This is a genomic window from Variovorax brevis, assembly GCF_030317105.1.
GTDB classification, from domain to species: Bacteria; Pseudomonadota; Gammaproteobacteria; order Burkholderiales; family Burkholderiaceae_C; genus Variovorax; species Variovorax brevis.
In genome coordinates, this window is sequence record NZ_JASZYG010000003.1 from 766,305 (window position 1) to 790,790 (window position 24,486).

The window sequence follows — 24,486 nt, forward strand, 5'->3', positions numbered from 1 at the left end:
ATGAGCGACGCCCAGCAACGCATTGACGACCTCGTCAAGCAAAACGACATCCTTCTGTTCATGAAGGGAAGCGCCAGCTTTCCGATGTGCGGATTCTCCGGCCGCGCCATCCAGATCCTGAAGGCGTGCGGCGTCGACACCAAGCAGCTCAAGACCGTGAACGTGCTGGAAGACGACGGCATCCGCCAGGGCATCAAGGAATACAGCAACTGGCCGACGATCCCGCAGCTGTACGTGCGCGGCGAATTCGTCGGCGGCTCCGACATCATGATGGAGATGTACGAGTCGGGTGAGCTTCAGGCGGTGATCGCCAGCCAGCCCAACTGATCCTTCCTTCTTTCCCATGGCGCACACGCACTCGCACCCCACCGACTGGAAACACGATGGTGTGCGGGTGATCCCCGCCAACCAGCTCGACACCAACACGGCGCAGACGCCGGGCATGAACCGGGCGGCGGCCATCAATTTCGCCCGAGTGGGCGCGCAAAAGCTCTGGGCCGGCACCGTCACCATCCACGCGGATGCCAAGACGGGGGCGCACCACCATGGCCATCTCGAGTCGGTGATCTACGTCATCCGCGGCAAGGCGCGCATGCGCTGGGGCGAGAAGCTCGAGTTCACTGCCGAGGCGGGGCCGGGCGATTTCATCTACGTGCCGCCGTACGTCCCTCACCAGGAAATCAACGCGAGCGCCACCGAGGCGCTCGAATGCGTGCTGTGCCGCAGCGACGGCGAAGCCGTTGCCGTGAACCTCGACATTGCGCCCATCGAGAAACCCGAAACAGTGCTTTGGGTGGATCCCACCCACCCTGACGGCGCAGTGTGATTGCAGCGCGACATATCGCGCGACCCCTCCAAAACGAGAAATCCTGGACATACGCGAACTTCGGGCACGGCTTATGCTGTCCACAAGTGTTCGAAGTCGGAGGTTTCCATGGATTCCCGCAGTCTCGTTCCTTCTCCCTCGGGATTGGCCTTGCCCATTGCCAATCTGCGCAGCGTCTTCCAGCCGCACGACGTGGAGCGCAAGCTCGCCAAGCTGCCGGATCGGGAACACGAACACCTGCGCAGCACCTACGAACGCATGCTGGAACGCGGCCCGGACCGCTTTCAGGTCAAGCCCAGCGGCGTGCCGGAAATGGCCTCTCTGTACGCCCAGTTGCCCAACTTCACCGAGGCCATCGACGATGTGCGCCGCCACGTTGCACTCGCGCAGGACAGCCGCGACGGATTGGAAGTCACGCCCATGCTGCTGCTGGGCCCGCCGGGCATCGGCAAGACCCACTTTGCGCGCAAGCTCGCCGAGCTGCTGGGCACGGGCATGTCGCTCGTGCCGATGAACTCGATGACGGCCGGCTGGCTGCTGTCGGGTGCTTCCTCGCAATGGAAGGGCGCCAAGCCGGGCAAGGTCTTTGAAGCGCTGGTCGAGGGGCAGTACGCCAACCCGGTCATCGTCGTCGACGAAATCGACAAGGCCGGCGCCGATGCCCAGTACGACCCGCTGGGCGCCCTCTACAACCTGCTGGAGCACGACACGGCGCAATCCTTTGTCGACGAGTTTGCCGAAGTCGCCATCGACGCGAGCCAAGTCATCTGGATCACCACGGCCAACGACGAACGCAGCATTCCCGAGCCGATCCTCAACCGCATGAACGTGTTCGAGATCGACGCGCCCTCGCCGGAGGCGGCGCGGCAGATTGCGCGCAACCTCTACGCGTCCATTCGCGCCGAACACGACTGGGGACGGCTGCTGGCGCCGGAGCCTTCGGACGACGTCATCGACTTTCTCTCGGCGCTCGCCCCGCGCGACATGCGCCGCGCCTTGATGACGGGCTTCGGCAACGCACGGTTGGCGCGGCGTGATGCGATTCGCATCGAAGACCTTCCAGCGCGCGGCGGCAGCACCCGCACCAAGATCGGCTTCGTGCAGTAGCCGCGTGCAACAGATCGGGCAGCCTCGGCATTGAGGCTGCCACGGCTCGTGGCACCATGTCGGTCTTGGTTGACCGGACATGAACTTCACAGAAAGCCTGCTCATCATCGTGGCGCTGATTGCCACCAGCGCCTTTTTCTCACTCGCTGAAATCTGCCTGGCGGCGTCGCGTCGGCTGCGCCTTCGGCAAATGGCCGACGAGGGCGACGCGCGCGCCGATCGTGTCTTGCGACTGCAGGAAGACCCCGGCCACTACTTCACCGTGGTGCAGATCGGCCTGAATGCCGTTGCCATCCTGGGCGGCGTGGTGGGCGAAGGTTCGCTCAGCCCTTACTTCGCCATTTTGTTCGAGCGCTGGCTCAGCCCCGAAGGCGCGCAACGCGCGGCCTTCGGCGCTTCGTTCGTGACGATCATTGCGGTGTTCCTCATCTTCGCCGACCTGTTTCCCAAGCGCCTGGGCATGAACGACCCGGAGCGCCTGGCGGTTCGCATGGTCGGCCCGATGCAGGTGCTCATCACCACCTTCAAGCCGCTCGTGTGGCTCTTCACGCGCAGCACGGACCTGCTTTTCAAGCTGCTGGGCATGCCGATGCAGCGCGAGGAAAAGATCACCTCCGCCGACATCCTGGCGATGACGGAGGCCGGCGCGCGTGCGGGCGTGCTGGCGCATCGCGAGCAACAGGTCATCGCCAACGTGTTCGAACTTGACACGCGCATGGTCAACAGCGTCATGACCTCGCGCGACCGCGTCGCGTGGTTTCACAAGGACGACCCCGAGTCGGTGCTGCGTGCGCGCATCGTGGCGGAGCCCTTCTCCGCCTACCCTGTTTGCGAAGGCGACATCGACCACCTGCTGGGCTATGTGGATGCCAAGGACATGTTCCAGCGCGTGCTGAGCGGCCAGCCGCTGTCCTTCGGGCAGGGACTTCCATTGCACAAGGCGCTGGTGATTCCGGACCGCATCTCGCTGACGGAAGTGCTGGAGCAGTTCCGCCTGGCCCACGAGGACTTCGCCATCGTCGTGAACGAATACAGCCTGGTCGTCGGCGTGATCACGCTCAACGACGTGATGAGCACCGTCATGGGCGACCTCGTGCCGACTTCCGACGATGAGGAACAGCAAATCGTTCGCCGCGACGAGAACTCCTGGCTGATCGATGGCGTGACGCCCATCCAGGACGTGCAGCGCGCGCTCGACATCGACGACCTGCCGCATGGCGAGGAATATGAAACCCTCGCCGGCTTCCTGATGATCATGCTGCGCCGCGTGCCCAAGCGCACCGACAGTGTGAGCTGGGCCGGCTACAAGTTCGAAGTGATGGACGTGGACAGCTACCGCATCGACCAGGTGATGGTGACGCGTGCCAGCGCGGCCACGACGCCGACCGTCGTCGCCTGAGTCAGTCCACCCGCGGGCGGTCGGCGAAGGCCCAGTTGCGCTGGTTGGCAAACACGGCGTTCGGGTACGGCGCCTGGCCCCGGCTGCCGTTGTAGCGACCGAGCGTCATGAACAGGTCCCCCCGCTCGCGGTCCAGGTAGTGGCGCAGGATGACGCATCCAAAGCGCAGGTTCGTCTGCATGTGGAACAGGCTGGACGCATCTCCATTGCCGATGACGCGCGTCCAGAACGGCATCACCTGCATGTAGCCTCGCGCCCCCGCGCTGGAGACGGCGAACTTGCGGAAGTTGCTTTCCACCTGCACCAGGCCTAGCACGAGGCTCACGTCCAGCCCGGCGCGCTTGGTTTCGTACCAGATCGTCTGCAGGAATTCCTTGCGCGTTTCCCAGTCGGGTTTCTTGCCCTTGAGCCGCTCGCTCATCGCGCCCAGCCAGCGCAGATAGAGCATGCGCGATTCCGTATCCTTGAACTCCGGAATCGGCGGCGCGCTGTTGTTGATCGCCGAACTCAGGGCCGTGCGGACCGAGTCGATCAGCGGCTCTTCGATCTGCGCGCCCGCCATCGCCAGCTGCGGCAGGCCCAAGGACAAGGCCCCGGCGGCGGCGCCGCCAAGGCATTGGCGCCGTGACAGTGTCATGCGCTGAATTTGCCCCGAATGAACGAGGCCACCTCGGCCGCCGGCACCTTGCTCGCCGCCGCATCCCGACGGTGCTGGTATTCGAACTGCCCCTCCTTGATGCCACGGTCGGAGATCACAACGCGATGCGGCACGCCGATGAGTTCCCAGTCGGCAAACATGGCGCCCGGCCGTTCACCCCGGTCGTCCAGGATCACGTCGACGCCGGCGGCCAGCAACTCGTCGTACAGCTTCTCGGCCGTCGCCTTGACGTCGGCGCTGCGGTCCATGCCGATCGGGCAAAGCACCACGGTGAAGGGTGCAATCGCGTCCGGCCAGATGATGCCGCGCTCGTCATTGTTCTGTTCGATGGCCGCGGCCGGCAGGCGCGTGATGCCGATGCCGTAGCAGCCCATCTCCAGGAATTGCGGCTTACCGGCCTCGTCCAGGAAAGTGGCGTTCATCGCCTTGCTGTACTTGGTGCCCAGCACGAACACGTGGCCCACCTCGATGCCACGCTCGATGGCCAGCAGGCCCTTGCCGTCGGGCGACGGGTCGCCGGCGACGACATTGCGCAGGTCGGCCACCAGTTCGGGTTCCGGCAGGTCGCGGCCCCAGTTGACGCCGGTCATGTGGAAATCGACCTCGTTGGCGCCGGTGATCCAGTCGGCCATCACGGCCACTTCGCGGTCGACGACCAGCTTGACCGGCTTTTTCATGTTCAGAGGGCCGAGGTAGCCGGGCTTGCAACCGAAGTGTTCGTCGATTTCGCCCACCGAGGCAAAGCGGAAGCCTTCCTTGAGGCCCGGCACCTTGCTGACCTTGATCTCGTTCATGTCGTGGTCGCCGCGCAGCAGCAACAGCCAGACCTCGGCGCCCACGACGTTGCCCGCTGCATCGAGCTTGTCAGTCGCCAGCACGATCGACTTGACGGTGGTCGCGAGTGGCACGCCGAGCAATGCGGCAACGTCTTCGCAGGTGCTCTTGCCGGGCGTCGGCGTCTTGGCGAGCGCGTTGGCGGCGCCGGGGCGCGGGCCGGCAGGCGCCAGAGCCTCGGCCTTTTCCATGTTGGCGGCGTATTCGCTGTCCGGGCAATAGACGATCGCGTCTTCGCCGGTGGCGGCGATCACCTGGAACTCTTCGCTCATGTCGCCGCCGATGGCGCCGCTGTCGGCCGCCACGGCGCGATAGGTCAGGCCGAAGCGGTCGAAGATGCGGCGGTAAGCCTGTGCCATGTTCTGGTAGCTCGCCTTGGCCGCCTCAAGGTCACGGTCGAAGCTGTAGGCGTCCTTCATGGTGAATTCACGGCCGCGCATCAGGCCGAAGCGCGGGCGGCGCTCGTCCCGGAATTTGGTCTGGATCTGGTAGAAGTTACGCGGCAGTTGCTTGTAGCTACGAATTTCCTGCCGTGCGATGTCGGTCACGACTTCTTCGCTGGTCGGCTGCACGACGTAGTCGCGGTCGTGGCGGTCCTTGATGCGCAGCAGCTCGGGGCCCATCTTGTCGAAGCGGCCGCTTTCCTGCCAGAGCTCGGCCGGCTGCACCACGGGCATGGTGAGCTCGACGGCTCCGGCGCGGTCCATTTCCTCGCGCACGATGGCTTCGACCTTGCGGATCACCCGCAGGCCCATGGGCATATAGGTGTAGATGCCGGCGCCAAGCTTCTTGATCATGCCCGCGCGCATCATGAGCCGGTGGCTTGCAACCTCGGCGTCCGTTGGCGCTTCTTTCAGGGTGGAAACAAAGAAACGGGAAGCTTTCATTGATGGCGCTCAAGAAACGGGAATACAAAACGCCTCATGGCGGAGCCAGAGGGTCGGGGACTGGTCTACTTGCCGAGTGCAACCCGGCATGCATAATCGACTCAGTTCAAAAATTGGGGTTCGATTATGCTCGACCGAGATGGCTTCAGGCCCAACGTCGGCATCATCCTGCTCAACCAGCGCAATCAGGTATTTTGGGGCAAGCGCATCCGCACCCATTCATGGCAGTTTCCGCAGGGCGGCATCGACCGCGGCGAAAGTCCCGAACAGGCAATGTTTCGGGAGCTCCATGAAGAAGTCGGACTCCAGCCGGAGCATGTGCGTATCGTGGCCCGCACCCGCGACTGGTTGCGCTATGAGGTGCCGGATCGGTTCATTCGCCGCGACGCGCGCGGCCATTACAAAGGACAAAAGCAGATCTGGTATCTGTTGCAGCTGACAGGTCACGACTGGGACCTGAACCTGCGCGCCACCGACCATCCCGAATTCGACGCGTGGCGTTGGCACGACTACTGGGTGCCGCTCGACGTTGTCGTGGAGTTCAAGCGGGGCGTCTACGAAATGGCGTTGACCGAACTCGCCCGCTACCTGCCCCGGCAGGATTTCCGAAACCGTTTCCTGCGCAGCAACGTGCGTGGCCGCGAGTTCGATCGTCACCCCTCCGGCGGTGGACACGATTCGGCTTACGACCTGCCGCCTGGTGCATCTTTCGATCCCGATCCCAATGTCAGTCCACAAGACGGCGCGCCTGCGTCAAGCCACTTTCACGCGCCGCGCTAGTTGCGCACTTGCCCTTCTCTTGCCGGTGGTGTTCGGGCTGGCAGCGCCGATTGCGGCCCATGCCCAGTTGCTGTTCCAGGACCTGGACTGGAAGGAGTCGGATGTGCCGCCGCCTCCGGCATTCGATCCGAAGCGGATGGTCGAAATCGACATGTCCCGACGGATGGAGCTGAAGTACGGCGTTGACCCGGCGACCATCGTCATCACCAAGGATGGTGTGGTGCGCTACGTCGTGATGGCGAGCCGGTCCGGCGAGGGCGGCGCCTTCAACGCGTTCTACGAGGGCTTGCGCTGCGCCACCGGCGAAGCCAAGACCTACGCGCGCTACAGCGGCGGAGAATGGCACATGGCAGACAAGCCGGAGTGGCAGCGTCTGAACGCCATGGGTTCCCGCCACACGCTGGCCCTGGCGCGGCAAGGCATTTGCTCCAGCGCAGCACCGCGCCAGTCGGTACAGGAAATGGTGCAGTCGCTCAGGAATCCGACCCCGTCGAACTGAGCGTAGTCCGCGGCGAATCAGGCCGCGCTCATCACGATCATGTTGTCGCGATGAACCATCTCTGGCTCCGCGACGTAGCCGAGAAGGCGTTCGATCTCGCCTGAAAGCCGGCGGCAAAGCAGCCGCGCCTCGGCGCTGGAATAGTTGGCCAGCCCGCGGGCCAGTTCCGCACCTTGCGGGTCGCGAATGGCGATCACGTCGCCACGCGAGAACTCGCCCTCGACAGCCGTCATGCCGATGGGCAGCAAGCTCTTGCCTTCGGCGCGCACCTTGGCAGCGGCGCCGGCATCCACCGTCACCGCCCCACGCATCTGCAGGTGATCGGCCATCCAGCGCTTGCGCGCCTGGTGCTTGGCGGTCTGGGCGAGCAACAGGGTCCCGATGGACTCGCCTTGTGCCAGGCGCAACAGCGCATCGCGTTCACGCCCCCACGCAATGACGGTGGAGGCACCCGAGGCCGCCGCGCGCTTGGCGGCAAGAATCTTGGTGATCATCCCGCCCCGCCCGATGCTGGAGCCCGCGCCACCCGCCATCGCTTCGAGCGCCGGGTCGCCGGCCTTGGCCTCATGCACGAATTGCGCGCTCGTGTCCTTGCGGGGGTCGGCCGTGTAGAGGCCCTTCTGGTCCGTCAGGATCACCAGCGCATCGGCCTCGACCAGGTTGGCAACCAGGGCCCCCAAGGTGTCGTTGTCGCCAAACTTGATTTCGTCGTTGACGACAGTGTCGTTCTCGTTGATCACGGGCACCACGCCCAGACGCAACAGCGTGACCAGCGTGGAACGGGCGTTGAGGTAGCGCTCGCGGTCGGCCAGGTCGGCGTGGGTCAGCAGCACCTGCGCACTGCCCAGGCCGTTTTCGCGCATCTTGGACTCGTACATCTGCGCGAGCCCCATCTGGCCGACGGCGGCTGCCGCCTGCAATTCATGGATTTCATGCGGGCGCGTGGTCCAGCCGAGGCGCTTCATGCCTTCGGCGATGGCACCGCTGGACACCATGACGACTTCGCGCCCGTCCTTGACCAGCGCGGCGAGCTGTCGGCACCATTCGCCGATGGCGCCTTCGTCCAGTCCGCGCCCCTCGTTGGTGACCAGGCTGGAGCCCACCTTCACAACGATGCGACGGGCGTCGCGCAACACGGGGGAACCAGTCTTTGCAGTCATGTCGAACAGGCGGGGTCGGAAGTGGGTCGGAAACTGTCTGCGCGACAGAAGCGGATCTGCAGCAAGGCTGGATCAGGACGGCTCCGCAAATCGCGGATCGATCTCGGCAGGCGGCTGCTCGGCAACCTGCGCCGCCTTGACCTGCTGGTAGACGGCCTTGACCAGCGGCTCGCAGCCTTCGCGCGTGAGCGCGGAGATCTCGAACACCGGGCCCTTGAATTTCAGGCGCTTCACGAAGTCCTTGACGCGTGCGGCGCGTTCGTCCTGCGGCACCATGTCCAGCTTGTTGAGCACCAGCCAGCGGGGCTTCTCATACAGGTCGGTGTCGTACTTCTTGAGTTCGCCCACGATGGCCTTGGCCTGCGCAACCGGATCGACGCTGTCGTCGAACGGCGCCATGTCGATCACATGCAACAGCAGGCGCGTGCGCTGCAAATGGCGCAGGAACAGATGGCCGAGGCCGGCACCTTCGGAGGCGCCCTCGATCAGGCCCGGCAGGTCGGCCACGACGAAGCTTTGCTCCGGCCCCACGCGTACCACGCCCAGATTGGGGTGCAGCGTCGTGAAGGGATAGTCGGCAATGCGCGGACGGGCGTTCGAGATGGCCGTGATCAGCGTGGACTTCCCGGCGTTCGGCATGCCCAGCAGGCCGACGTCGGCCAGCACCTTGAGCTCGAGCTTGAGGCTTCGCTTTTCGCCCGGCCAGCCCGGCGTCTTTTGACGCGGCGCACGGTTGATGGCGCTCTTGAAGCGCATGTTGCCAAAGCCGCCGTCACCGCCCTTGGCGATGGTGATGACCTCGCCGGGCACGAGCAGTTCGAACAGAACCTCACCCGTTTCCGCGTCGGAAATGATGGTGCCCACCGGCATCTTGAGCGTGATGTCGTCGCCCGCGGCGCCGAACATGTCCGAGCCCATGCCGTGCTCGCCGCGCCTGGCTTCGTGCCGGCGCGAATAGCGGAAGTCGACCAGGGTGTTCAGGTTGGAATCGGCAATGGCAAACACATGCCCGCCCCGGCCGCCGTCGCCGCCATTGGGACCGCCGAATTCCTTGTATTTCTCATGACGGAACGACACGCAGCCGTTGCCGCCATCGCCGGCTGCGATGTCGATAAAAGCTTCGTCGACGAACTTCATGGGCTATCCAGTGTACAAATGAAAAAGCCCCGACGAGCGGGGCTTCGAACAGGATCGAAGTGACTCAGCTTACGCCGGGGTCACGTTGACCGTGTGCTTGTTCAGGGCACCCTTGGTGCCGAACGACACGTGGCCATCGACCAGCGCGAACAAGGTGTGGTCCTTGCCCAGGCCGACATTGGTGCCGGGGTGGAACTGCGTGCCGCGCTGGCGAACGATGATCGAGCCTGCGCTGATCAGTTCACCGCCAAAGCGCTTGACGCCGAGCATCTTGGGCTTGGAATCGCGCCCGTTTCGCGTTGAGCCGCCGCCTTTTTTCTGTGCCATTTCCGAGCTCCTTAACCGGCGATCGCGCCGATTTGCAGCTCAGTGAACTGCTGGCGATGGCCTTGACGTTTTTGATAGTGCTTGCGACGACGCATCTTGAAGATGTGAACCTTGTCGTGCTTGCCGTGCGACAGCACAGTGGCTGTCACAGTTGCGCCGGACACCAGGGGTGCGCCGATCTTGATGTCCGAGCCGTTGCCGACTGCAAGAACCTGATCGATCACGATTTCCTGGCCTACGTCCGCAGCAATCTGTTCTACTTTAATTTTTTCGCCGGAAGCAACGCGATACTGCTTGCCACCGGTTTTTATGACCGCGTACATTGAATGACCTTTTGAGGGTTGGCTCCACGGACGGATTTCCGCAGAGCCCAATATTCTAGCACGGTTTGCATTCGCTAACATACCCCCGCCCGACTTCGCCAGACCGCATGGCGAAAGGGTGGACAGGCCGCTCCCTATAATCGCGGGCTTTGGCGGGCGTTGTCCGCACCTTCAACGTCCCCCTTTCTGGCGCCGGCCCTCCTCCTGTTTTGTCAGTTTCTGCTGCCACCACCACCACTTCCGTGCTCGGCCTGATCGCCGATGACATGGTCGAGGTCGACCGAGTCATCTCGGCCCGCCTGGACACCGGCGTTCCGCTGGTGAGCGAAGTCGCCCGCTACATCATCTCGGCGGGCGGCAAGCGGCTGCGCCCTGCCTTGCTGCTGCTGATGAGCGGCGCACTCGAATACGCTGGCACCCAGCACTACAACCTGGCGGCGGTGATCGAATTCATTCACACCGCCACGCTGTTGCACGACGACGTGGTCGACGAATCCACGCTGCGGCGCGGGCGTCCTACCGCCAATGAATCGTTCGGCAATCCGGCCAGCGTGCTGGTGGGCGATTTTCTTTATTCGCGCGCCTTCCAGATGATGCTGGACGCCAACGACATGCGCGTCATGCAAATCCTCGCGGAGGCGACCAACGTCATCGCCGAAGGCGAAGTGCTGCAACTCATGAACATGCACGACGCCACGCTGGACGAAGCTGCCTACCTGCGCGTCATTCGCTCCAAGACGGCCAAGCTGTTCGAGGCGAGCACGCGTCTTGCCGCCGTGCTGGCCAAGGCACCGCCGCACATCGAGGAAGCCTGCGCCACCTATGGCCAGGCACTGGGCACCGCGTTCCAGGTGATCGACGACGTGCTCGACTACGCCGGCGATGCCAACGAGACCGGCAAGAACCTTGGCGACGATTTGCGCGAAGGCAAGACGACGCTGCCACTCATCCTGGCCATGCAACGCGGCACGCCGGACGAGCGCGCACTCATTCGCGCGGCCATCGAAGCAGGCGACACCGCGCAGCTGTCGCACATCGTCGCGATCGTGCGACAAACCGGGGCGCTCGATGCAACCCGCGCAGCGGCTGCGGCAGAGGCACAACGTGCAATCGATGCATTGCACGACCTTCCGCAGAATTCCCACGCTAAAGGTTTGCTACAATTAGCGGCTCAGCTAGTTGAGCGCCGCGCCTGAGTTTTCACACAAGGGTTGCGTCTCTTTTCACTGCACTTCGGGGTGTAGCTTAGCCTGGTAGAGCGCTACGTTCGGGACGTAGAGGCCGGAGGTTCGAATCCTCTCACCCCGACCAATTTCCTTTTGCCAAGTCCGCTCGCGACTTGGTGTCTCCCACAGCAAATTTGTCCGTCGCCGCCCAGGCGATGACAACGACTTTGCTGCTGCGCATCGGGCGCGACATGCGTCCATCTCCCTTGGCACTCGCAACGGCCCTGTGCATCCGCTCAGCGTTTTCCCTTGACTGTCACAACAGCGTGTTTTGCAAGCTGCTTAAGCGCTTAGATTCGGCGGACCGCGCACACCCGGATGCGCGACGGGAGAAAAAAAGTAATGACGGCATCCATGCCATTGCCCAAGGAGTCGTTGGCGTACGCCAATGGCATCGAACTGGCCTATCAGGACATCGGGCGGCGCACAGCCCCGGTGGTCCTGCTCATCATGGGACTGGGCAGCCCCATGATCGTTTGGGACGACGAGTTCTGCCTTTCGCTCGCTGCGCGAGGGCTGCGCGTGATTCGCTTCGACAACCGCGACTGCGGCCGCTCGACGAGCATGGATGCAGGCGGCGTTCCTGACATCGCGCGCATGCTGTCCGCCAATGCATGCGGCCTGCCGGTGACGGCGCCCTATCGCATTGCCGACATGGCGGACGACGCGACAGGACTGCTCGATGCGCTCAGCATCGAAAGCGCCCACGTTGTCGGCGCATCGATGGGCGGGATGATCGCGCAGGAGATGGCACTGCGCCATCCCGCGCGCGTGCGCACCTTGACGTCGATCATGTCGTCCACCGGCAATCCCGAATTGCCGCCCGGCCGTCCGCAGGCCATGGGCGTCCTGATGATGCCGACGCCGCGCGACTGGCCCGCCTACCTCGCCCGGCATCTGAAGATCTGGTCCGTGCTGTGCGGCGACACATATCCCCTCGACACGCCTCGCGCCGAAGACATGGCCAGGCGCCTTTTCGAGCGGGGCCCCAACGCCGCAGGAACGGCACGCCAGCTGGCCGCCATCATCGCCTCGGGCAACCGCAAGCCAGCGCTGGCGCACGTACGCGTACCCGCACTGGTGCTTCACGGCAGGGACGATCCCCTTGTCCTTCTCGAGGCCGGCATCGATACGGCTGACGCGATCCCCGGTGCCAAGCTGCGCGTCTTCGATGGCATGGGCCACGCGTTGCCGATGGCGATGTGGCCGGACATCGTCGAATCGATTGCCGAACACATTGCCTCGCGGGACGCATCCCCCGCCTGATCTCCCGGGGAGGACGGGTGGCAAGGTCTCGAAGAATGCTTTCAAAAGGATGATTCGCCGACAGGCCAGCTTCAGCAAACCCGCATCTTCGAGTTTGCGCAGCGCCATGTGCACGCGTTGACGCGAGGCACCGACGGCCGCGGCCAGATCGACGTGGGCAATGTCGAGCATCGCCGTCTTGCCGCCGGCGTCGAACTGACCGTAGAGACTGCCGCAAGCAAGACGCAAAAAAACCCGCCTCCTTGCGGACGGCGGGTTTGCCTTATGCCTGTGTTCGATCAGCGGCTGGGCTTGAACGCGCGCTTCTGGGCGTCGCGCGGCACGAAGGCACGACCGCCACCGCCGGCGTTGCCGCGGTTGTTGTCGCCCCAGCCCGGCTTGCGACCGTAGCCGCCGCCTTCTTCGCGCGGTGCGCCACGGCCAGCGCCGTTGTCGAAGCTGCGTGCCGGACGGTCGCCGAAGCTGCGCGCCGGACGGTCACCAAAACCGCCGCCACCGCCGCCGAAGTTGCCACCGGCATTGCCGCCGCCGAAGCCGCCGCCCTGATGGCCACCCTGATGACCACCTTGGTGTCCACCAAAGCCGCCGCCATTGCCGAAGCGCTGGCCACCGCCACCGAACTTGCGGTCACGCGACTGGTAGTCACGGCCCTCGCGGCCACGGCCACCGCCGAAGTCGCCTTGCGGACGGCCGCCTTGCGGGAAGCGCTGTTGCGGCTCCATGCCCGGAATGGTTTCGGCCTTGAATTGCTGACGGCTGTAGCTCTCGATGTCGAAGATCTTGCGACGGTCGCGGATCTCGGCAAAGGTCACGGCGAGGCCGTCGCGGCCAGCACGGCCGGTGCGGCCGATGCGGTGCGTGTAGTCCTCTGCCTTCATCGGCAGGCCGTAGTTGAACACGTGCGTGATCGTCGGCACGTCGATGCCGCGGGCGGCAACGTCGGTCGCCACCAGGATCTGCACCTGGCCTTGGCGCAGCGCCATCAGGCGGCGATTGCGCAGGCCCTGGCTCAGGGCGCCGTGCAGTGCGACGGCGCTGAAGCCGTCTTGCTGCAGGTCGTTGGCCAACCCGTCGCATTCGACTTGCGTGCTGGCGAAGACGATGGCCTGGTTGATCGTGGTGTCGCGCAGCCAGTGGTCGAGCAGCTTGCGCTTGTGCTGTTGGTTGTCAGCCCAGAACAGGACTTGCTTGATGTTCGCGTGCTTTTCCTGCGGCGAATCGATCTGCAGCTTTTGCGGCTCGCGCATCACGCGGGCAGCCAGTTGCTGGATGCGCGGCGCGAAGGTGGCGCTGAACATCATCGTCTGCTTGCGGGCGATGGTGAGCTGGTTGATTTCGGCGAGGTCGTCCGCAAAGCCCAGGTCGAGCATGCGGTCGGCTTCGTCGACGACCAGGAATTGAACCTGGTCGAGCTTGATTTGCATCGAGCGTTGCAGGTCCAGCAGGCGGCCCGGCGTGGCCACCACGAGGTTCGCGTTCTGCAGGCGTGCAATTTGCAGCTGGTAGGGCATGCCGCCAACCACGCTGGCAATGCGCAGGCCGCGGCAATGCGTCACGAGACCGATGGCGTCGTGCGCCACTTGCTGGGCCAGTTCGCGCGTCGGGCACAGGATCAGGGCGCCGGGCGTGGCGGCCTTGAAGTGGCGTGCGTTGGTCGGGTCCTTGCGCTTGGCCTTCTTGGGCAGCGGTTCGCCGCGTGCTTCGGCTTCGGCAGCCAGGCGGGCGAATTCGGCCTTGGCGGCTTCTTCGGCTTCGGCTTGCTGGCGGATCAGCGTGTGCAGCACGGGCAGCAGGAAGGCTGCGGTCTTGCCGCTGCCGGTCTGGCTGGAAACCATCAGGTCGACCAACTTGGCGCCATCGGTGCCCATGGCCAGGGGAATGGCCTTGTCCTGGACAGCGGTCGGCTGGTCAAAACCGAGGTCTTGTACGGCGGCGACCAACTCGGGCGCCAGGCCCAGGCGGATGAAGCCGTTGGGCAGCTTGGGCTGCGGTGCTGCCTCGAGCGCCTCGAGGATGGGCGCGTCGTTGCCGATGACGGCGGAAAATTCGGAAGATTGCGCGGGCGCGAAGTCGCCCTGCGCTTCAAAAGCGTCGGTCATGAATAACTCTCTGACACGCAAGCAGAGACCGTGGGTCAATGCCGCGTTGGATGGTCAAAAACATCAACCATCCAACGACATCCAGCCTGGCTGTTGCCAAGGCTGCGGCCCATTCAGAGGGGCACGCTGTGCAAGATAGGGAGATGCAAGAAAACGCTGCCTGCCTTCAAGGCACCCGGTAGCGAAGCCATCGATTATGGCATGGATCCGGGTTTTTACCTAATCCTCAATTTTGAGGAAGGTTTCCCGGTAGTGAATCAGCTCGTCGATGGACTCGTGGACGTCCGCCAGCGCCGTGTGGGCCTGCTGCTTCTTGAAGCCGTTGTAGGCGGTCGGCTTCCAGCGCTTGGCCAGTTCCTTGAGGGTGCTGACGTCCAGGTTGCGGTAGTGGAAGTAGGCCTCCAGCTTGGGCATGAACTTCACCAGAAACCGGCGGTCCTGGCCGATGGTGTTGCCGCACATGGGCGAGCCGTTCTTCGGGATGTATTTGGCGATGAATTCGAGCAGCTCTTTCTCAGCGGCCGCCTCGTCCACGGTGGAAGCCTTGACCTTGTCGATCAGGCCGCTGCGCCCGTGGGTGCCCTTGTTCCACGCGTCCATCCCGTCCAGCACGGCGTCGCTCTGGTGGATGACCAGCACGGGGCCGTCGATGCGGGGCGTCAGCTGGGGACCGGTCACGACCACGGCGATTTCCAGCAGCCGCTCCTTCTCGGGGTCCAGGCCGCTCATTTCGCAATCGAGCCAGACGAGGTTCTGATCGCTCTTCTTGAGGGTGGCAACGGGCACGGGCTCAGGCGCCGCAGTGGACACGGCGCCGGTCGGGTCAATGGAATCAGGCATCGGTGGATTGTCGTCGATGGCCTAAACTGCGCCCCGAATGTCCTCATCCCTCATCCTCACCTATGCCTTCGCAGCCGCGCTGGTTCTTGGCCTGCTGCTGAAGTTCTGGCTCGCCACGCGGCAGATCCGGCACGTTGCGCAGCATCGGGCGGCCGTTCCCCGAGCGTTCGAGCGGACGATCACGCTCGCCTCGCACCAGAAGGCAGCCGACTACACCATCGCCAAGAGCCGTTTCGGCATCGTCGAGATGGCTTGGGGCGCGGTCATCTTGCTGGGCTGGACGCTGCTGGGCGGCCTGGACATCCTCAACAAGCTGCTGACCGGATGGCTGGGCGGCGGCGGGATGGTGCAGCAACTGGCGCTGCTCGGCGCCTTTGCGGTGATTGGCGGCTTGCTGGAGTTGCCGTTCGGCCTGTGGCAGACCTTCCGCCTCGAGGAGCGATTCGGTTTCAACAAGATGACATTTCGCCTGTGGTTGGCCGACACCGCCAAGGCCACGCTGGTCGGCGCCGTCATTGGATTGCCGTTGGCCGCGCTGATCCTCTGGCTGATGGGCGCCGCCGGCGCCAACTGGTGGCTGTGGGCGTGGGCCGTGTGGATGGGGTTCAACCTCACGCTGATGCTGGTCTACCCCACCTTCATTGCACCGCTTTTCAACAAGTTCAAGCCGCTGGACGACGCCACGCTCAAGACGCGCGTCACCGCGCTCATGAAGCGCTGCGGCTTTGCCGCCAAGGGCCTGTTCGTCATGGACGGCAGCAAGCGCAGCGCGCACGCCAACGCTTACTTCACCGGATTTGGCGCCAGCAAGCGCGTGGTGTTCTACGACACCTTGCTGCGGCAACTGAACGCCGGCGAAGTCGAGGCCGTGCTGGCGCATGAACTCGGGCACTTCAAGCACCGCCACGTCACCAAGCGGATGGTCGCGATGTTCGCGTTGAGCCTCGCCGGCTTTGCGCTGCTCGGCTGGCTCTCGTCGCAAACCTGGTTCTACACGGGACTGGGCGTCGAGCCCAACATGACGGCGCCCAATGACGCCATTGCCCTGTTGCTGTTCATGCTGGCGGTGCCGGTGTTCGGCGTGTTCATCACACCGCTGCCGGCCATGCTGTCGCGCAAGCACGAGTTCGAGGCCGACGCCTACGCCATCCGGCAGACCAGCGGCGCGGACCTTTCGGCGGCGCTGCTCAAGCTCTACCAGGACAACGCGGCGACGCTGACACCCGACCCAGTCTTCGTCAAGTTCTACTACTCCCACCCACCTGCTTCCGAACGCCTCGCGCGAATGACGGCGGCCTGAAAAGACACACATTCATCCCATGACCAGCATGCTGCAACCCAAGAACTGGACTGGCCAGACGCGCCGCGCCCTGACCGCGACGGAAACCGTCTCGGGCCTTGCGAAGCTCGATGGCTGGAAGCTCTCGGGAGACGGCGCCAATGTCGCCATCGAAAAGACCTTCAGCTTCCAGAACTACTTCGAGACCATGGCCTTCGTCAACGCCGTCGCGTTCATCGCGCATGCGCAGGATCACCATCCCGACCTCTCGGTGCACTACAACCGTTGCGTCGTGCGCTTCAACACGCACGATGCCGGTGGCATTTCGACCACCGACATCGATTGCGCCGCGCAAGTCGATGCGCTGCTGGCGCACTGAGGCGTGCGCCCCATCGCCTGCGAAAGAACGGCATGAGCCGCCAGCGTAGCGCTGCGGCCACGGCGGCGTTGCGACAGGGCCTGGTCATCGCGAGCCATGGGCGGCATTGCCTGGTCGAAACGCCTGAGGCGGAACGACTCATCTGCCACCCTCGCGGCAAGAAGAGCCAGTGCGTGGTCGGCGACCGCGTGTTGTGGCAGCCCAGCGAGGACGAAGGCACCGTCGAGCAGGTGCAGACCCGGCGCAACCTGTTCTACCGGCAGGACGAGATCCGCACCAAGTCCTTTGCGGCGAACCTCGATCACGTGCTGATCCTGATCGCGGCCGAGCCCGAGTTCTCGGAGCATCAACTGGCGCGTGCGCTCATCGCCGCGCAGGCGGAACGCATCACGCCCATCATTGCGCTCAACAAGAGCGACCTCGTGGGGCCTTTCGAGCGCGCGTGGGCCCGGCTGGGGCCTTATCGACGCATGCATCATGGCGTGCTGCCCCTGTCGCTCAAGGCTTCTGGCGACGTGGATCGCGAGACCCTGCTCAAGTTGTTGAGCAACAAGACGACGCTGGTGCTGGGGCCTTCGGGCGCGGGCAAGAGCACACTCATCAACCTGCTCGTGCCGGGTGCAACCGTGCTGACGCAGGAAATATCCCAGGCACTCAACTCCGGCAAGCACACGACCACGAGCACAACCTGGTACTGGGTCGACCGCGACAAGGGCACGGCGTTGATCGACTCGCCCGGCTTCCAGGAATTCGGCCTGCACCACATTGAGCCGATGCAACTCGCCTCGCTGATGCCGGACATCGCAGAGCATGCGTCGGACTGCAAGTTCTACAACTGCACTCACCTGCACGAACCCGGCTGCGGCGTGATCGCGAACGTGGAAACACCGGCGCAGGCTGGCCCGATCAATGCTTCACGCTACCGCATCTATGGTGAACTTTTCGCAGAATTGAGCCAGCGCCGTTATCCATGAAGGTGCTGCTCTACTCCCACGTCTTTCCCCCTTCCACTGGCGGCGTCGAAACCGTCTCGCTGGCGCTGGCTGAAGGATTCGCCCAGCGTGGGGTCGAATGCAAGGTGCTCACGCGCACCCCGGCCGAGGCCGACACCGCCTATCCCTTCGAGGTCATCCGAAATGCCGACACGGCCCGCGCCAAGGCGCTGGTGCAGTGGGCGGATGTGGTGCTCTTCAACGGCGCGAGCCTGGCGCTCCAGCCGTGGGTGTTGCTGTCCGGAAAGCCCTTCCTGTGGGTTCACGTGGGCTATCAGGCCTCCTGCATCGACGGCCTGGGGTGGGTGGACGGCAAGCCGGCTCCGCTGACGCCCTGGGCGTCCGTCAAGTTCCACGCGCAACGTGAAGGCTGGCGGCGGGCGACGACGGAGGGGCTCAAGCTGATGCTGCGCCGCTTCGTGGCCCGGCGCCTCGTCACCCGCAACATTGCCATCACGCAATGGATGGACAGCGCGCAGCCCTTGCCAAGGCAGGTGCAGATCTACAACCCCTTTCCCATTGACAGGTTCCATAGCCCCGGTCGCGTTCGCGAGCGCGAGTTCGACTTTGTGTACCTGGGCCGCCTTGTTTCTGAAAAGGGCGTGGAGACCCTGATCCGGGCCTTTGCCAAGGCTGTCGCCAGATCGACGACCAAGCGCCCTCGCCTGCTGGTCATCGGCGATGGCGAGCGCAGGGAGGAACTGGTCCAGTTGGCGCAATCGCTTTCCATCGAATCGGACGTCCATTTCGCCGGCAAGCAGACGGGCGCTGCCCTCGTCGACTGGGTGCACAAGGGACGCATCGGCATCGTCCCCTCCGTGTGGTTCGAACCCATGGGCGGCGTGGCGATCGAGTTGATGGCCGCGGGCATCAGCCTGATCGTGTCGCAACACGGCGGGCTGGCGGAGTGCGCGGGCGACGCCGGGCTGACCTTTCCCAACGGCGACGCGGATGCGCTCGCCGAATGCATGCTGCGCCTGTTGTCGGACCCCGAACTGGAGCGCTCGCTCGCCCAGCGCGCGCAAGATCGCGCGAAGTCCTTCATGCCCGACATCTTCGTCGACCAGTACATCGAACTGCTCAGAAAAGTCGCGCGCTCGGCGTGACGGTCAGATGTCCAGGATGTCGTGCAGCGCGGAGACAAGCGTCGCGCACTGATCGCGCGTGCCGACCGTGATGCGCAAATATTGCTCGATGCGCGGCTGCCGAAAGTGCCTCACCAGCACCGCCCGCTGACGCAAAGACGCAGCCAGATCCGCCGCGTCCCGGGTGGGGTGCCGCACAAAGACGAAGTTGGCCTGCGACGGCAGCACCTCGAATCCAAGATCCTCCAGGCCCAGCACCAGGCCCTCGCGCGTGTCGATGACGGCCGCGCGTGTCTTGTCGAACCATGCCTCGTCTTCCAGCGCAGCGATGGCGCCGGCTTGCGCCAGCCGGTCCAGCGGATACGAATTGAAGCTGTTTTTCACGCGCGTCAGCCCGTCGATGAGGTGCGCCTGGCCACAGGCAAACCCGACGCGCAGCCCCGCAAGGGACCGTGACTTGGAGAGCGTGTGCACGACCAGCAGGTTCGGATACCGCCCGATGAGCGACATGGCGCTTTCCGCCCCGAAGTCGACGTAGGCCTCGTCCACCAGCACCACCCCTTGCGGACAGGCGGCAAGCAGTTGCTCGATTGAATCCAGCGGCATGGCGATGCCCGTCGGCGCATTGGGATTGGCGACCACGATCCCGCCGCACCCCTGCCTGGCCCGCACGGCAAGCGCATCCACGTCGATGCGAAGCATCCCGTCCACCGGCTGTAGCAACGCGTCGATGCCGTAGATCTGCGCATAGACGCGATAGAAGCTGTAGGTGATGTCGGGAAACAGCAGTGGCTCGGGCTGCTGGAAGAAGGCAAAGAAGGCGTGCGCCAGCACCTCGTCGGAGCCGTTACCTACGAACACCTGCGAGGCGTCGAGGCGGTGCCGCCTGGCGATGACCTCGCGCAAGGCGACGGATTCGGGATCAGGATAGCGCTCCAGCCCGTCGGACGCAGCGTTCTGGATCGCGTCGATCGCGTTCGGCGACGGCGGGTAGGGGTTCTCGTTGGTGTTGAGCTTGACGAGCCTGGCAATGCGGGGCTGTTCGCCCGGCACATAGGGCTCCAGCGCCCTGATACGCGGGCTCCAGAATGAATGCTCTGGCTGGCTCATGTGCGTCATGTGCGTCATGTGCGTCATGTGCGCGACGCGGGCGCCGAAGCACGGCTCGGCACGGTGTGTCAGCCCAGCAGGCGCGCCAGCGTCAGCAGCGCCAGCAGGACCAGCCACATCACCACTGAACGCCAGACCAGGCCCACCACGCTGCGAAGATGCGCCGGCTCGGGCTCACGGCCCGGCGTGCTGCCACTGTCGGGCGGCCGGGCGCTCACCAGCGAATCGCCGGCTTGGGCGCGCTGCAACGGATCGGTCACCACTTCAGGCCGCAGCAGCCCGCCGCCCAGTCGCACGTTGACCGCGCCGGAGGTGGCCGCCAGGATCACCCCGTCGTTCTCGTTGGGGAAGCGATCCGCGTCGTTGCGCCAGCAATCGATGGCTTCCTCGAAGCTGCCCACCACGGCGAAGCCCAAGGCGGTGATGCGCGCCGGCAGCCAGTCGATGGCCATCCACGCGCGATCCGCCGCGCTTTGCGCGTAGGTGCTGGAAGGTTGCGACGCCGCCGCATTCTTGTGCGCCCAATAGCGCGCGACGAACTCGCTCATGCGGTAGAACACCGCGCCCGCCGGCCCCAGGCCGATCGCCGCAAGAATCGAGAACCATGCCAGCACCCCGAAGACATGCCGGTGCGCCGCGATGACCGAGTGCTCGATCACATGTCGAACGATCTCGCTGCGAGGGAGATTGGCGGCATCCAGATGCTTCCAGTGCGCCAGCAGCGAGCGGGCGAGCGGCTCGTCGCCCTCGTCCAGCGCATCGCGGATGCCGGTGAAATGGTGACTGAACTGCCGAAAGCCCAGCGTGACGTACAGCAGCGCAATGTTCCAGAGCACCGCAAAGGGCAAGCCGAGCGTGAGGATGAGCAGCCAATGCACGCCCAGGGCGCCGAGCGTCGGCACAAAAACGGCCAGGCACCATGCCACCCAACCGTGATGCGGCTTGCCCGCGTCGAAGTTGCGGCTGACCCAGCGTGTCCAGCCGAGTACGCCCGCGTACACCGGGTTGTGATAGCCGAGTGGGCGAACCTGCTCGATCAGCAGCGCGCACAGGATGGCAAAAAAGCTCATGCGCGGATGATAGCGACCGGGATCAATTCGCCCGCCACAAGGGTCACGCGCTCAGGAAGCGATAGAAGTTACGAAGCATTCCAGCCGTCGCGCCCCACACGAATCGCTCGTGGTGGCCGTCCTGGTAAGGCATCGAGAACCACTGCCGCGCGTTCATGCCGTCGCCCACTATCGCGTGGCGATGATGGTTGGCAGGGTTCATGAGGAAATCGAGCGGCACTTCGAATGCGTCGGCCACCTCATAGGGATTGAGCGTCAACTCGAAGCCCGGCTTGACCAGCGCCACGACAGGCGTCACCACGAAGGAAGTGACGGTCGTGTAGGTCGGCAGGCTCCCGATGACCTCGATGTATTCCGCGGACAGGCCCACCTCTTCCCATGCCTCGCGCAGCGCTGCCGCGGCGATGTTGACGTCCGTGGGATCAACCCGGCCGCCGGGAAAGGCCACCTGCCCCGAATGCGTCGTCATGCGGGACGAACGCTCCGTCAGCAGCACGGTGGGCCGCTCGCGCTGCACGATGGGCACGAGCACGGCCGCCTGCGCCGGTGGGCGGTCACCCATCTTCGGCTCGCGGCGCACTTCAGGCGTCCAGACGGGCGGGTTGGCAAACCGGGCACGAAGCGCCTGCGCGGTGAGCGATGGCGACGGCACCGCCGGGAGATCGAAATCGACCGCCACCACAGGCACCGCGCGCGGATCAAAATTGACCAGCGACACGGCGTTGATCGGTTCGACGGATGCGGATTCTGATGCGGGTACGGACGGAGTGCTCAATGAGAAATCTTGTTTATGTTCGCGCGTGTGCGCATTTGAAAGGATCAGGGAGACTCTGATCAAGTCCTCGCGAGGCCGCGCGCCTCGGCTCGGGATCGGATGCAAGGCGCAAACCACAGCCATAGCCTACGCTATGGCGAGGATTTGCAACGCCGCAGACGGCCCGAGCAGAGGATGCGCGGTCCGCGGGGGGCTTGATCGGAGTCTCCTTGGCGCAGAAAAGCAAAAAGCCGCCATGACGGCGGCTTTTTCCAGGAAGGCCAGAAGCGAATTACTTCGCTGCTGCAGCCTTGCCTGGCAGCTTTTCCTTGATACGTGCCGAACGTCCGCTGCGGTCACGCAGGTAGTAAAGCTTGGCGCGGCGCACATCGCCACGACGCTTGACTTCGATGCCGGCGATCAGGGGGCTGTAGGTTTGGAAGGTACGTTCCACGCCTTCGCCGCTGGAGATCTTGCGAACCGTGAAGCCGCTGTTGAGGCCGCGATTGCGCTTGGCGATCACGACGCCTTCGTAGGCCTGCACGCGCTTGCGGGTGCCTTCGACGACGCTGACGCTGACGATGACGGTGTCGCCGGGGGCGAATTCAGGAATGGTCTTGCCCAGACGAGCAATTTCTTCCTGTTCGAGAGTTTGGATGAGGTTCATGTTTTCCTGCCAGTCGATCATGTCCGCGCTGCACTAAAGGCGATGACAAAGGCATCGCGGCCGGCCAGAGGATCGGGGAGCCAAAGATTATAGCTTTTTTTTGAGACTTGCCTCATCGGCCTTGCCAAGCTTGCCTGCGGCGCGGGCGGCGTCGACCAGTTCGGGGCGCTTTTGCTGCGAAATCGACAGGCGCTGGTCGCGGCGCCAGCGGTCGATCAGGGCGTGGTTGCCGGACATCAGCGGCGCCGGCACCCCCATGCCGTTCCACGATTCGGGACGGGTGTAGTGCGGGCAATCGAGCAGCCCATCGAGCGCCGGATTGAAGCTGTCCTGCACATGGCTCGCCTCATCGCCGAGCACGCCCGGTTGCAAGCGCGCGACGGCATCCAGCAAGGCCATCGCCGGGATCTCACCACCGGACAGGACGAAGTCGCCAAGGCTCATTTGGTGCGTGACACGCGTGTCGATGAAGCGCTGGTCAATGCCTTCGTAGCGGCCGCATACGAGCACCGCGCCCTGACTGGCGGACCAGTGTTCGACCGTCTCATGGCGCAGTGCCTCGCCTGTCGGCGAAAACAGGATGACCGGCGCGGATTCGCCGCGCGCCGCGAGAGCGGCATCAAGACAGGCCGACAGCGGCTCCGCCATCATCACCATGCCGGGACCGCCGCCGAAGGGGCGATCGTCCACGCGCCGGTAGTTGCCTTCGGCGTAGTCGCGCGGACTCCACAGCACCACCTCGACCTGTTTGGACTCGTAGGCGCGCCGCGTCACGCCGCTCGCAAGGAAGGGCGTAAAGAGTTCAGGAAAGAGCGTGATGACGTCGAAGCGCATGGCACGAGGCCGGGCCTGCGCCCGCGTCAGTAGTCGGCCTGCCAGTCGACCGTGATGGTGCGGCCGGCCAGATCCACCTTGTCGACGAAGGCCGAGACGAAGGGAATCATGCGTTCGACGGGCTTGCCCTCTTGCATGTCATCGAGCACCAGCGTGGTTTGCGGGCCGGTGGCCAGCAGTTCGCGCACGGTGCCGAGCGTCACCCCTTCGCGGTTGACGACCGCCAAGCCGATGAGGTCGACCCAGTAGTACTCGTCTTCGGCGGCGGAGGGAAAGCTCGAGCGGGGCACGAACACGCGCGCACCGCGCAGCAACTCGGCCGCGTTGCGGTCGGGCACGTCGGGGGAGTTCGCCACGATGCAGTCGGAATGCTCCTTGGCTTCCGTGATCTTCAGGCGAAAAGCGCTCGTTGCCGTCGAACCGGGAGGCCGAAGGAACCAGCGTTTGGAAGAAAAAAGCGCCTCGGGCTGGGCGCTGTGGGGCAGGACCTTGAACCAGCCCTTGATGCCCCAGGCATCCGCAATGCGCCCCACTTCAATCGCGTCCGCCGGCAATTCGGCGGCTTCGAGGGCAGGCAGCATCGCGTGTGCAGGGCTTGCTCAGGCGGCAGCCTTGGGGGCGGCAGCAGCGGCTTGCTTGATGAGGCGGGTGACCGTGGGCGAGGCTTGCGCGCCAACGCTCTTCCAGTACGTCAGACGGTCCTGGGCGATACGGATGCTTTCTTCGTTTTCCTTGGCGGTCGGGTTGTAGAAGCCCAGGCGTTCGATGAAACGGCCATCGCGGCGAACGCGCTTGTCCGACACGACGATGTTGAAAAACGGACGGCCCTTGGAGCCGCCGCGGGAGAGTCGAATGACGACCATGATTTATCCTTCGGGTGGTGCTGATGGACCTTGTTGCCACGCCAAAGTGCGCACCAACCCATTCAGCATTTTCTTTCAGCGTTGA

Annotated in this window: 27 protein-coding genes, 1 tRNA gene and 1 pseudogene; 13 read left to right on the forward strand and 16 right to left on the reverse strand. The window is 64.4% G+C overall.

The window, feature by feature from the left end:
• From grxD to paeA, 4 genes are all read left to right on the forward strand, one after another.
• Positions 1 to 327 carry a Grx4 family monothiol glutaredoxin gene (gene grxD / locus QTI66_RS12425; protein ID WP_286559848.1) on the forward strand — a complete coding sequence of 109 codons (327 nt, stop codon included), beginning with the start codon at positions 1 to 3 and terminating at the stop codon, positions 325 to 327.
• A gap of 16 nt (positions 328 to 343) precedes the next feature.
• Positions 344 to 826, forward strand: a complete 483-nt coding sequence (locus QTI66_RS12430; RefSeq protein ID WP_286559850.1) for a cupin domain-containing protein — start codon at positions 344 to 346, stop codon at positions 824 to 826.
• Between the two features lie 108 nt (positions 827 to 934).
• Positions 935 to 1,933, forward strand: a complete 999-nt coding sequence (locus QTI66_RS12435; RefSeq protein ID WP_286559851.1) for an AAA family ATPase — start codon at positions 935 to 937, stop codon at positions 1,931 to 1,933.
• 79 nt (positions 1,934 to 2,012) lie between these two features.
• Positions 2,013 to 3,332, forward strand: a complete 1,320-nt coding sequence (gene paeA / locus QTI66_RS12440; RefSeq protein ID WP_286559852.1) for a polyamine export protein PaeA — start codon at positions 2,013 to 2,015, stop codon at positions 3,330 to 3,332.
• 1 nt (position 3,333) lies between these two features.
• On the opposite strand, the gene QTI66_RS12445 is transcribed toward paeA, so the two are convergent.
• Together QTI66_RS12445 and QTI66_RS12450 are read right to left on the reverse strand one after the other, a co-directional pair.
• Positions 3,334 to 3,969 carry a lytic transglycosylase domain-containing protein gene (locus QTI66_RS12445; protein ID WP_286559853.1) on the reverse strand — a complete coding sequence of 212 codons (636 nt, stop codon included), beginning with the start codon at positions 3,967 to 3,969 and terminating at the stop codon, positions 3,334 to 3,336.
• Complete coding sequence (locus tag QTI66_RS12450; protein WP_286559854.1) at positions 3,966 to 5,711, reverse strand: proline--tRNA ligase; 1,746 nt, start codon at positions 5,709 to 5,711, stop codon at positions 3,966 to 3,968. The genes QTI66_RS12445 and QTI66_RS12450 overlap by 4 nt, the downstream gene beginning before the upstream one ends.
• Positions 5,712 to 5,837: 126 nt before the next feature.
• Here QTI66_RS12450 and QTI66_RS12455 point away from each other — a divergent pair, with 126 nt between their 5' ends.
• Together QTI66_RS12455 and QTI66_RS12460 are read left to right on the forward strand one after the other, a co-directional pair.
• A complete protein-coding gene (locus QTI66_RS12455; protein ID WP_353506193.1) occupies positions 5,838 to 6,491 on the forward strand; it encodes an RNA pyrophosphohydrolase in 654 nt (217 codons plus the stop codon).
• Complete coding sequence (locus QTI66_RS12460; protein ID WP_286559856.1) at positions 6,436 to 6,990, forward strand: CNP1-like family protein; 555 nt, start codon at positions 6,436 to 6,438, stop codon at positions 6,988 to 6,990. Before QTI66_RS12455 ends, QTI66_RS12460 begins: the two co-directional genes overlap by 56 nt.
• 17 nt (positions 6,991 to 7,007) lie before the next feature.
• On the opposite strand, the gene proB is transcribed toward QTI66_RS12460, so the two are convergent.
• The 4 genes from proB to rplU all read right to left on the reverse strand — a co-directional run bounded on the left by proB (position 7,008) and on the right by rplU (position 9,937).
• Entirely contained in the window at positions 7,008 to 8,150 is a 1,143-nt protein-coding gene (proB, locus tag QTI66_RS12465; RefSeq protein ID WP_286559857.1) for a glutamate 5-kinase, read from the reverse strand.
• Between the two features lie 72 nt (positions 8,151 to 8,222).
• On the reverse strand, positions 8,223 to 9,287 hold the full coding sequence (gene cgtA, locus QTI66_RS12470; RefSeq protein WP_286559858.1) for an Obg family GTPase CgtA: 1,065 nt from the start codon (positions 9,285 to 9,287) through the stop codon (positions 8,223 to 8,225).
• Between the two features lie 69 nt (positions 9,288 to 9,356).
• Positions 9,357 to 9,614, reverse strand: a complete 258-nt coding sequence (gene rpmA, locus QTI66_RS12475) for a 50S ribosomal protein L27 (protein WP_214687201.1) — start codon at positions 9,612 to 9,614, stop codon at positions 9,357 to 9,359.
• 11 nt (positions 9,615 to 9,625) lie between these two features.
• Positions 9,626 to 9,937 carry a 50S ribosomal protein L21 gene (gene rplU / locus QTI66_RS12480; RefSeq protein WP_213953195.1) on the reverse strand — a complete coding sequence of 104 codons (312 nt, stop codon included), beginning with the start codon at positions 9,935 to 9,937 and terminating at the stop codon, positions 9,626 to 9,628.
• Positions 9,938 to 10,146: 209 nt separating this feature from the next.
• Between rplU and QTI66_RS12485 the strand changes: the two genes are divergently transcribed.
• The 3 genes from QTI66_RS12485 to QTI66_RS12495 all read left to right on the forward strand — a co-directional run bounded on the left by QTI66_RS12485 (position 10,147) and on the right by QTI66_RS12495 (position 12,429).
• The gene (locus tag QTI66_RS12485; RefSeq protein WP_286559861.1) at positions 10,147 to 11,133 is read left to right on the forward strand and encodes a polyprenyl synthetase family protein; all 987 of its coding nucleotides are present in this window, start codon (positions 10,147 to 10,149) and stop codon (positions 11,131 to 11,133) included.
• Positions 11,134 to 11,171: 38 nt separating this feature from the next.
• Positions 11,172 to 11,248 (forward strand) — tRNA-Pro (locus tag QTI66_RS12490).
• 257 nt (positions 11,249 to 11,505) lie between these two features.
• A complete protein-coding gene (locus tag QTI66_RS12495) occupies positions 11,506 to 12,429 on the forward strand; it encodes an alpha/beta fold hydrolase (RefSeq protein ID WP_286559863.1) in 924 nt (307 codons plus the stop codon).
• A 54-nt stretch (positions 12,430 to 12,483) separates the two neighbouring features.
• Here the strand turns inward: QTI66_RS12495 and QTI66_RS39565 are convergent.
• From QTI66_RS39565 to orn, 3 genes and pseudogenes are all read right to left on the reverse strand, one after another.
• A pseudogene (locus tag QTI66_RS39565) lies at positions 12,484 to 12,657 on the reverse strand (helix-turn-helix domain-containing protein); the annotation flags it as partial.
• A 50-nt stretch (positions 12,658 to 12,707) separates the two neighbouring features.
• The gene (locus tag QTI66_RS12500; RefSeq protein ID WP_286559865.1) at positions 12,708 to 14,528 is read right to left on the reverse strand and encodes a DEAD/DEAH box helicase; all 1,821 of its coding nucleotides are present in this window, start codon (positions 14,526 to 14,528) and stop codon (positions 12,708 to 12,710) included.
• Positions 14,529 to 14,747: 219 nt separating this feature from the next.
• Positions 14,748 to 15,368, reverse strand: coding sequence for an oligoribonuclease (orn, locus tag QTI66_RS12505; protein WP_286559866.1), 621 nt, complete (start codon positions 15,366 to 15,368; stop codon positions 14,748 to 14,750).
• Between the two features lie 37 nt (positions 15,369 to 15,405).
• On the opposite strand from orn, the gene QTI66_RS12510 reads away from it, so the two are divergent.
• From QTI66_RS12510 to QTI66_RS12525, 4 genes are read left to right on the forward strand one after another with little or no spacing between them, the layout of a single operon-like run.
• Entirely contained in the window at positions 15,406 to 16,668 is a 1,263-nt protein-coding gene (locus QTI66_RS12510) for a M48 family metallopeptidase (protein WP_286559868.1), read from the forward strand.
• A gap of 19 nt (positions 16,669 to 16,687) precedes the next feature.
• A complete protein-coding gene (locus QTI66_RS12515; protein ID WP_286559870.1) occupies positions 16,688 to 17,026 on the forward strand; it encodes a 4a-hydroxytetrahydrobiopterin dehydratase in 339 nt (112 codons plus the stop codon).
• Between the two features lie 32 nt (positions 17,027 to 17,058).
• The gene (gene rsgA / locus QTI66_RS12520; RefSeq protein WP_286559871.1) at positions 17,059 to 18,000 is read left to right on the forward strand and encodes a ribosome small subunit-dependent GTPase A; all 942 of its coding nucleotides are present in this window, start codon (positions 17,059 to 17,061) and stop codon (positions 17,998 to 18,000) included.
• Positions 17,997 to 19,124, forward strand: a complete 1,128-nt coding sequence (locus QTI66_RS12525; RefSeq protein ID WP_286559873.1) for a glycosyltransferase family 4 protein — start codon at positions 17,997 to 17,999, stop codon at positions 19,122 to 19,124. The genes rsgA and QTI66_RS12525 overlap by 4 nt, the downstream gene beginning before the upstream one ends.
• Positions 19,125 to 19,127: 3 nt before the next feature.
• On the opposite strand, the gene hisC is transcribed toward QTI66_RS12525, so the two are convergent.
• The 7 genes from hisC to rpsP form a co-directional block, all read right to left on the reverse strand.
• Positions 19,128 to 20,231: a histidinol-phosphate transaminase gene (gene hisC / locus QTI66_RS12530; RefSeq protein ID WP_444814990.1), complete on the reverse strand. Its 1,104-nt coding sequence runs from the start codon at positions 20,229 to 20,231 to the stop codon at positions 19,128 to 19,130.
• A gap of 50 nt (positions 20,232 to 20,281) precedes the next feature.
• Complete coding sequence (locus tag QTI66_RS12535; protein WP_286559875.1) at positions 20,282 to 21,283, reverse strand: CobD/CbiB family protein; 1,002 nt, start codon at positions 21,281 to 21,283, stop codon at positions 20,282 to 20,284.
• A 43-nt stretch (positions 21,284 to 21,326) separates the two neighbouring features.
• Positions 21,327 to 22,058, reverse strand: coding sequence for a CoA pyrophosphatase (locus QTI66_RS12540; protein WP_286559876.1), 732 nt, complete (start codon positions 22,056 to 22,058; stop codon positions 21,327 to 21,329).
• Between the two features lie 271 nt (positions 22,059 to 22,329).
• Entirely contained in the window at positions 22,330 to 22,704 is a 375-nt protein-coding gene (gene rplS / locus QTI66_RS12545) for a 50S ribosomal protein L19 (RefSeq protein ID WP_286559993.1), read from the reverse strand.
• An 87-nt stretch (positions 22,705 to 22,791) separates the two neighbouring features.
• Positions 22,792 to 23,538: a tRNA (guanosine(37)-N1)-methyltransferase TrmD gene (gene trmD, locus QTI66_RS12550; RefSeq protein ID WP_286559878.1), complete on the reverse strand. Its 747-nt coding sequence runs from the start codon at positions 23,536 to 23,538 to the stop codon at positions 22,792 to 22,794.
• Between the two features lie 26 nt (positions 23,539 to 23,564).
• Positions 23,565 to 24,119 (reverse strand): ribosome maturation factor RimM, encoded by a 555-nt coding sequence (gene rimM, locus QTI66_RS12555; protein WP_286559879.1) that lies wholly within the window; start codon positions 24,117 to 24,119, stop codon positions 23,565 to 23,567.
• A gap of 18 nt (positions 24,120 to 24,137) precedes the next feature.
• Positions 24,138 to 24,401 (reverse strand): 30S ribosomal protein S16, encoded by a 264-nt coding sequence (gene rpsP, locus QTI66_RS12560; RefSeq protein WP_028248676.1) that lies wholly within the window; start codon positions 24,399 to 24,401, stop codon positions 24,138 to 24,140.
• Positions 24,402 to 24,486: the final 85 nt, after the last annotated feature.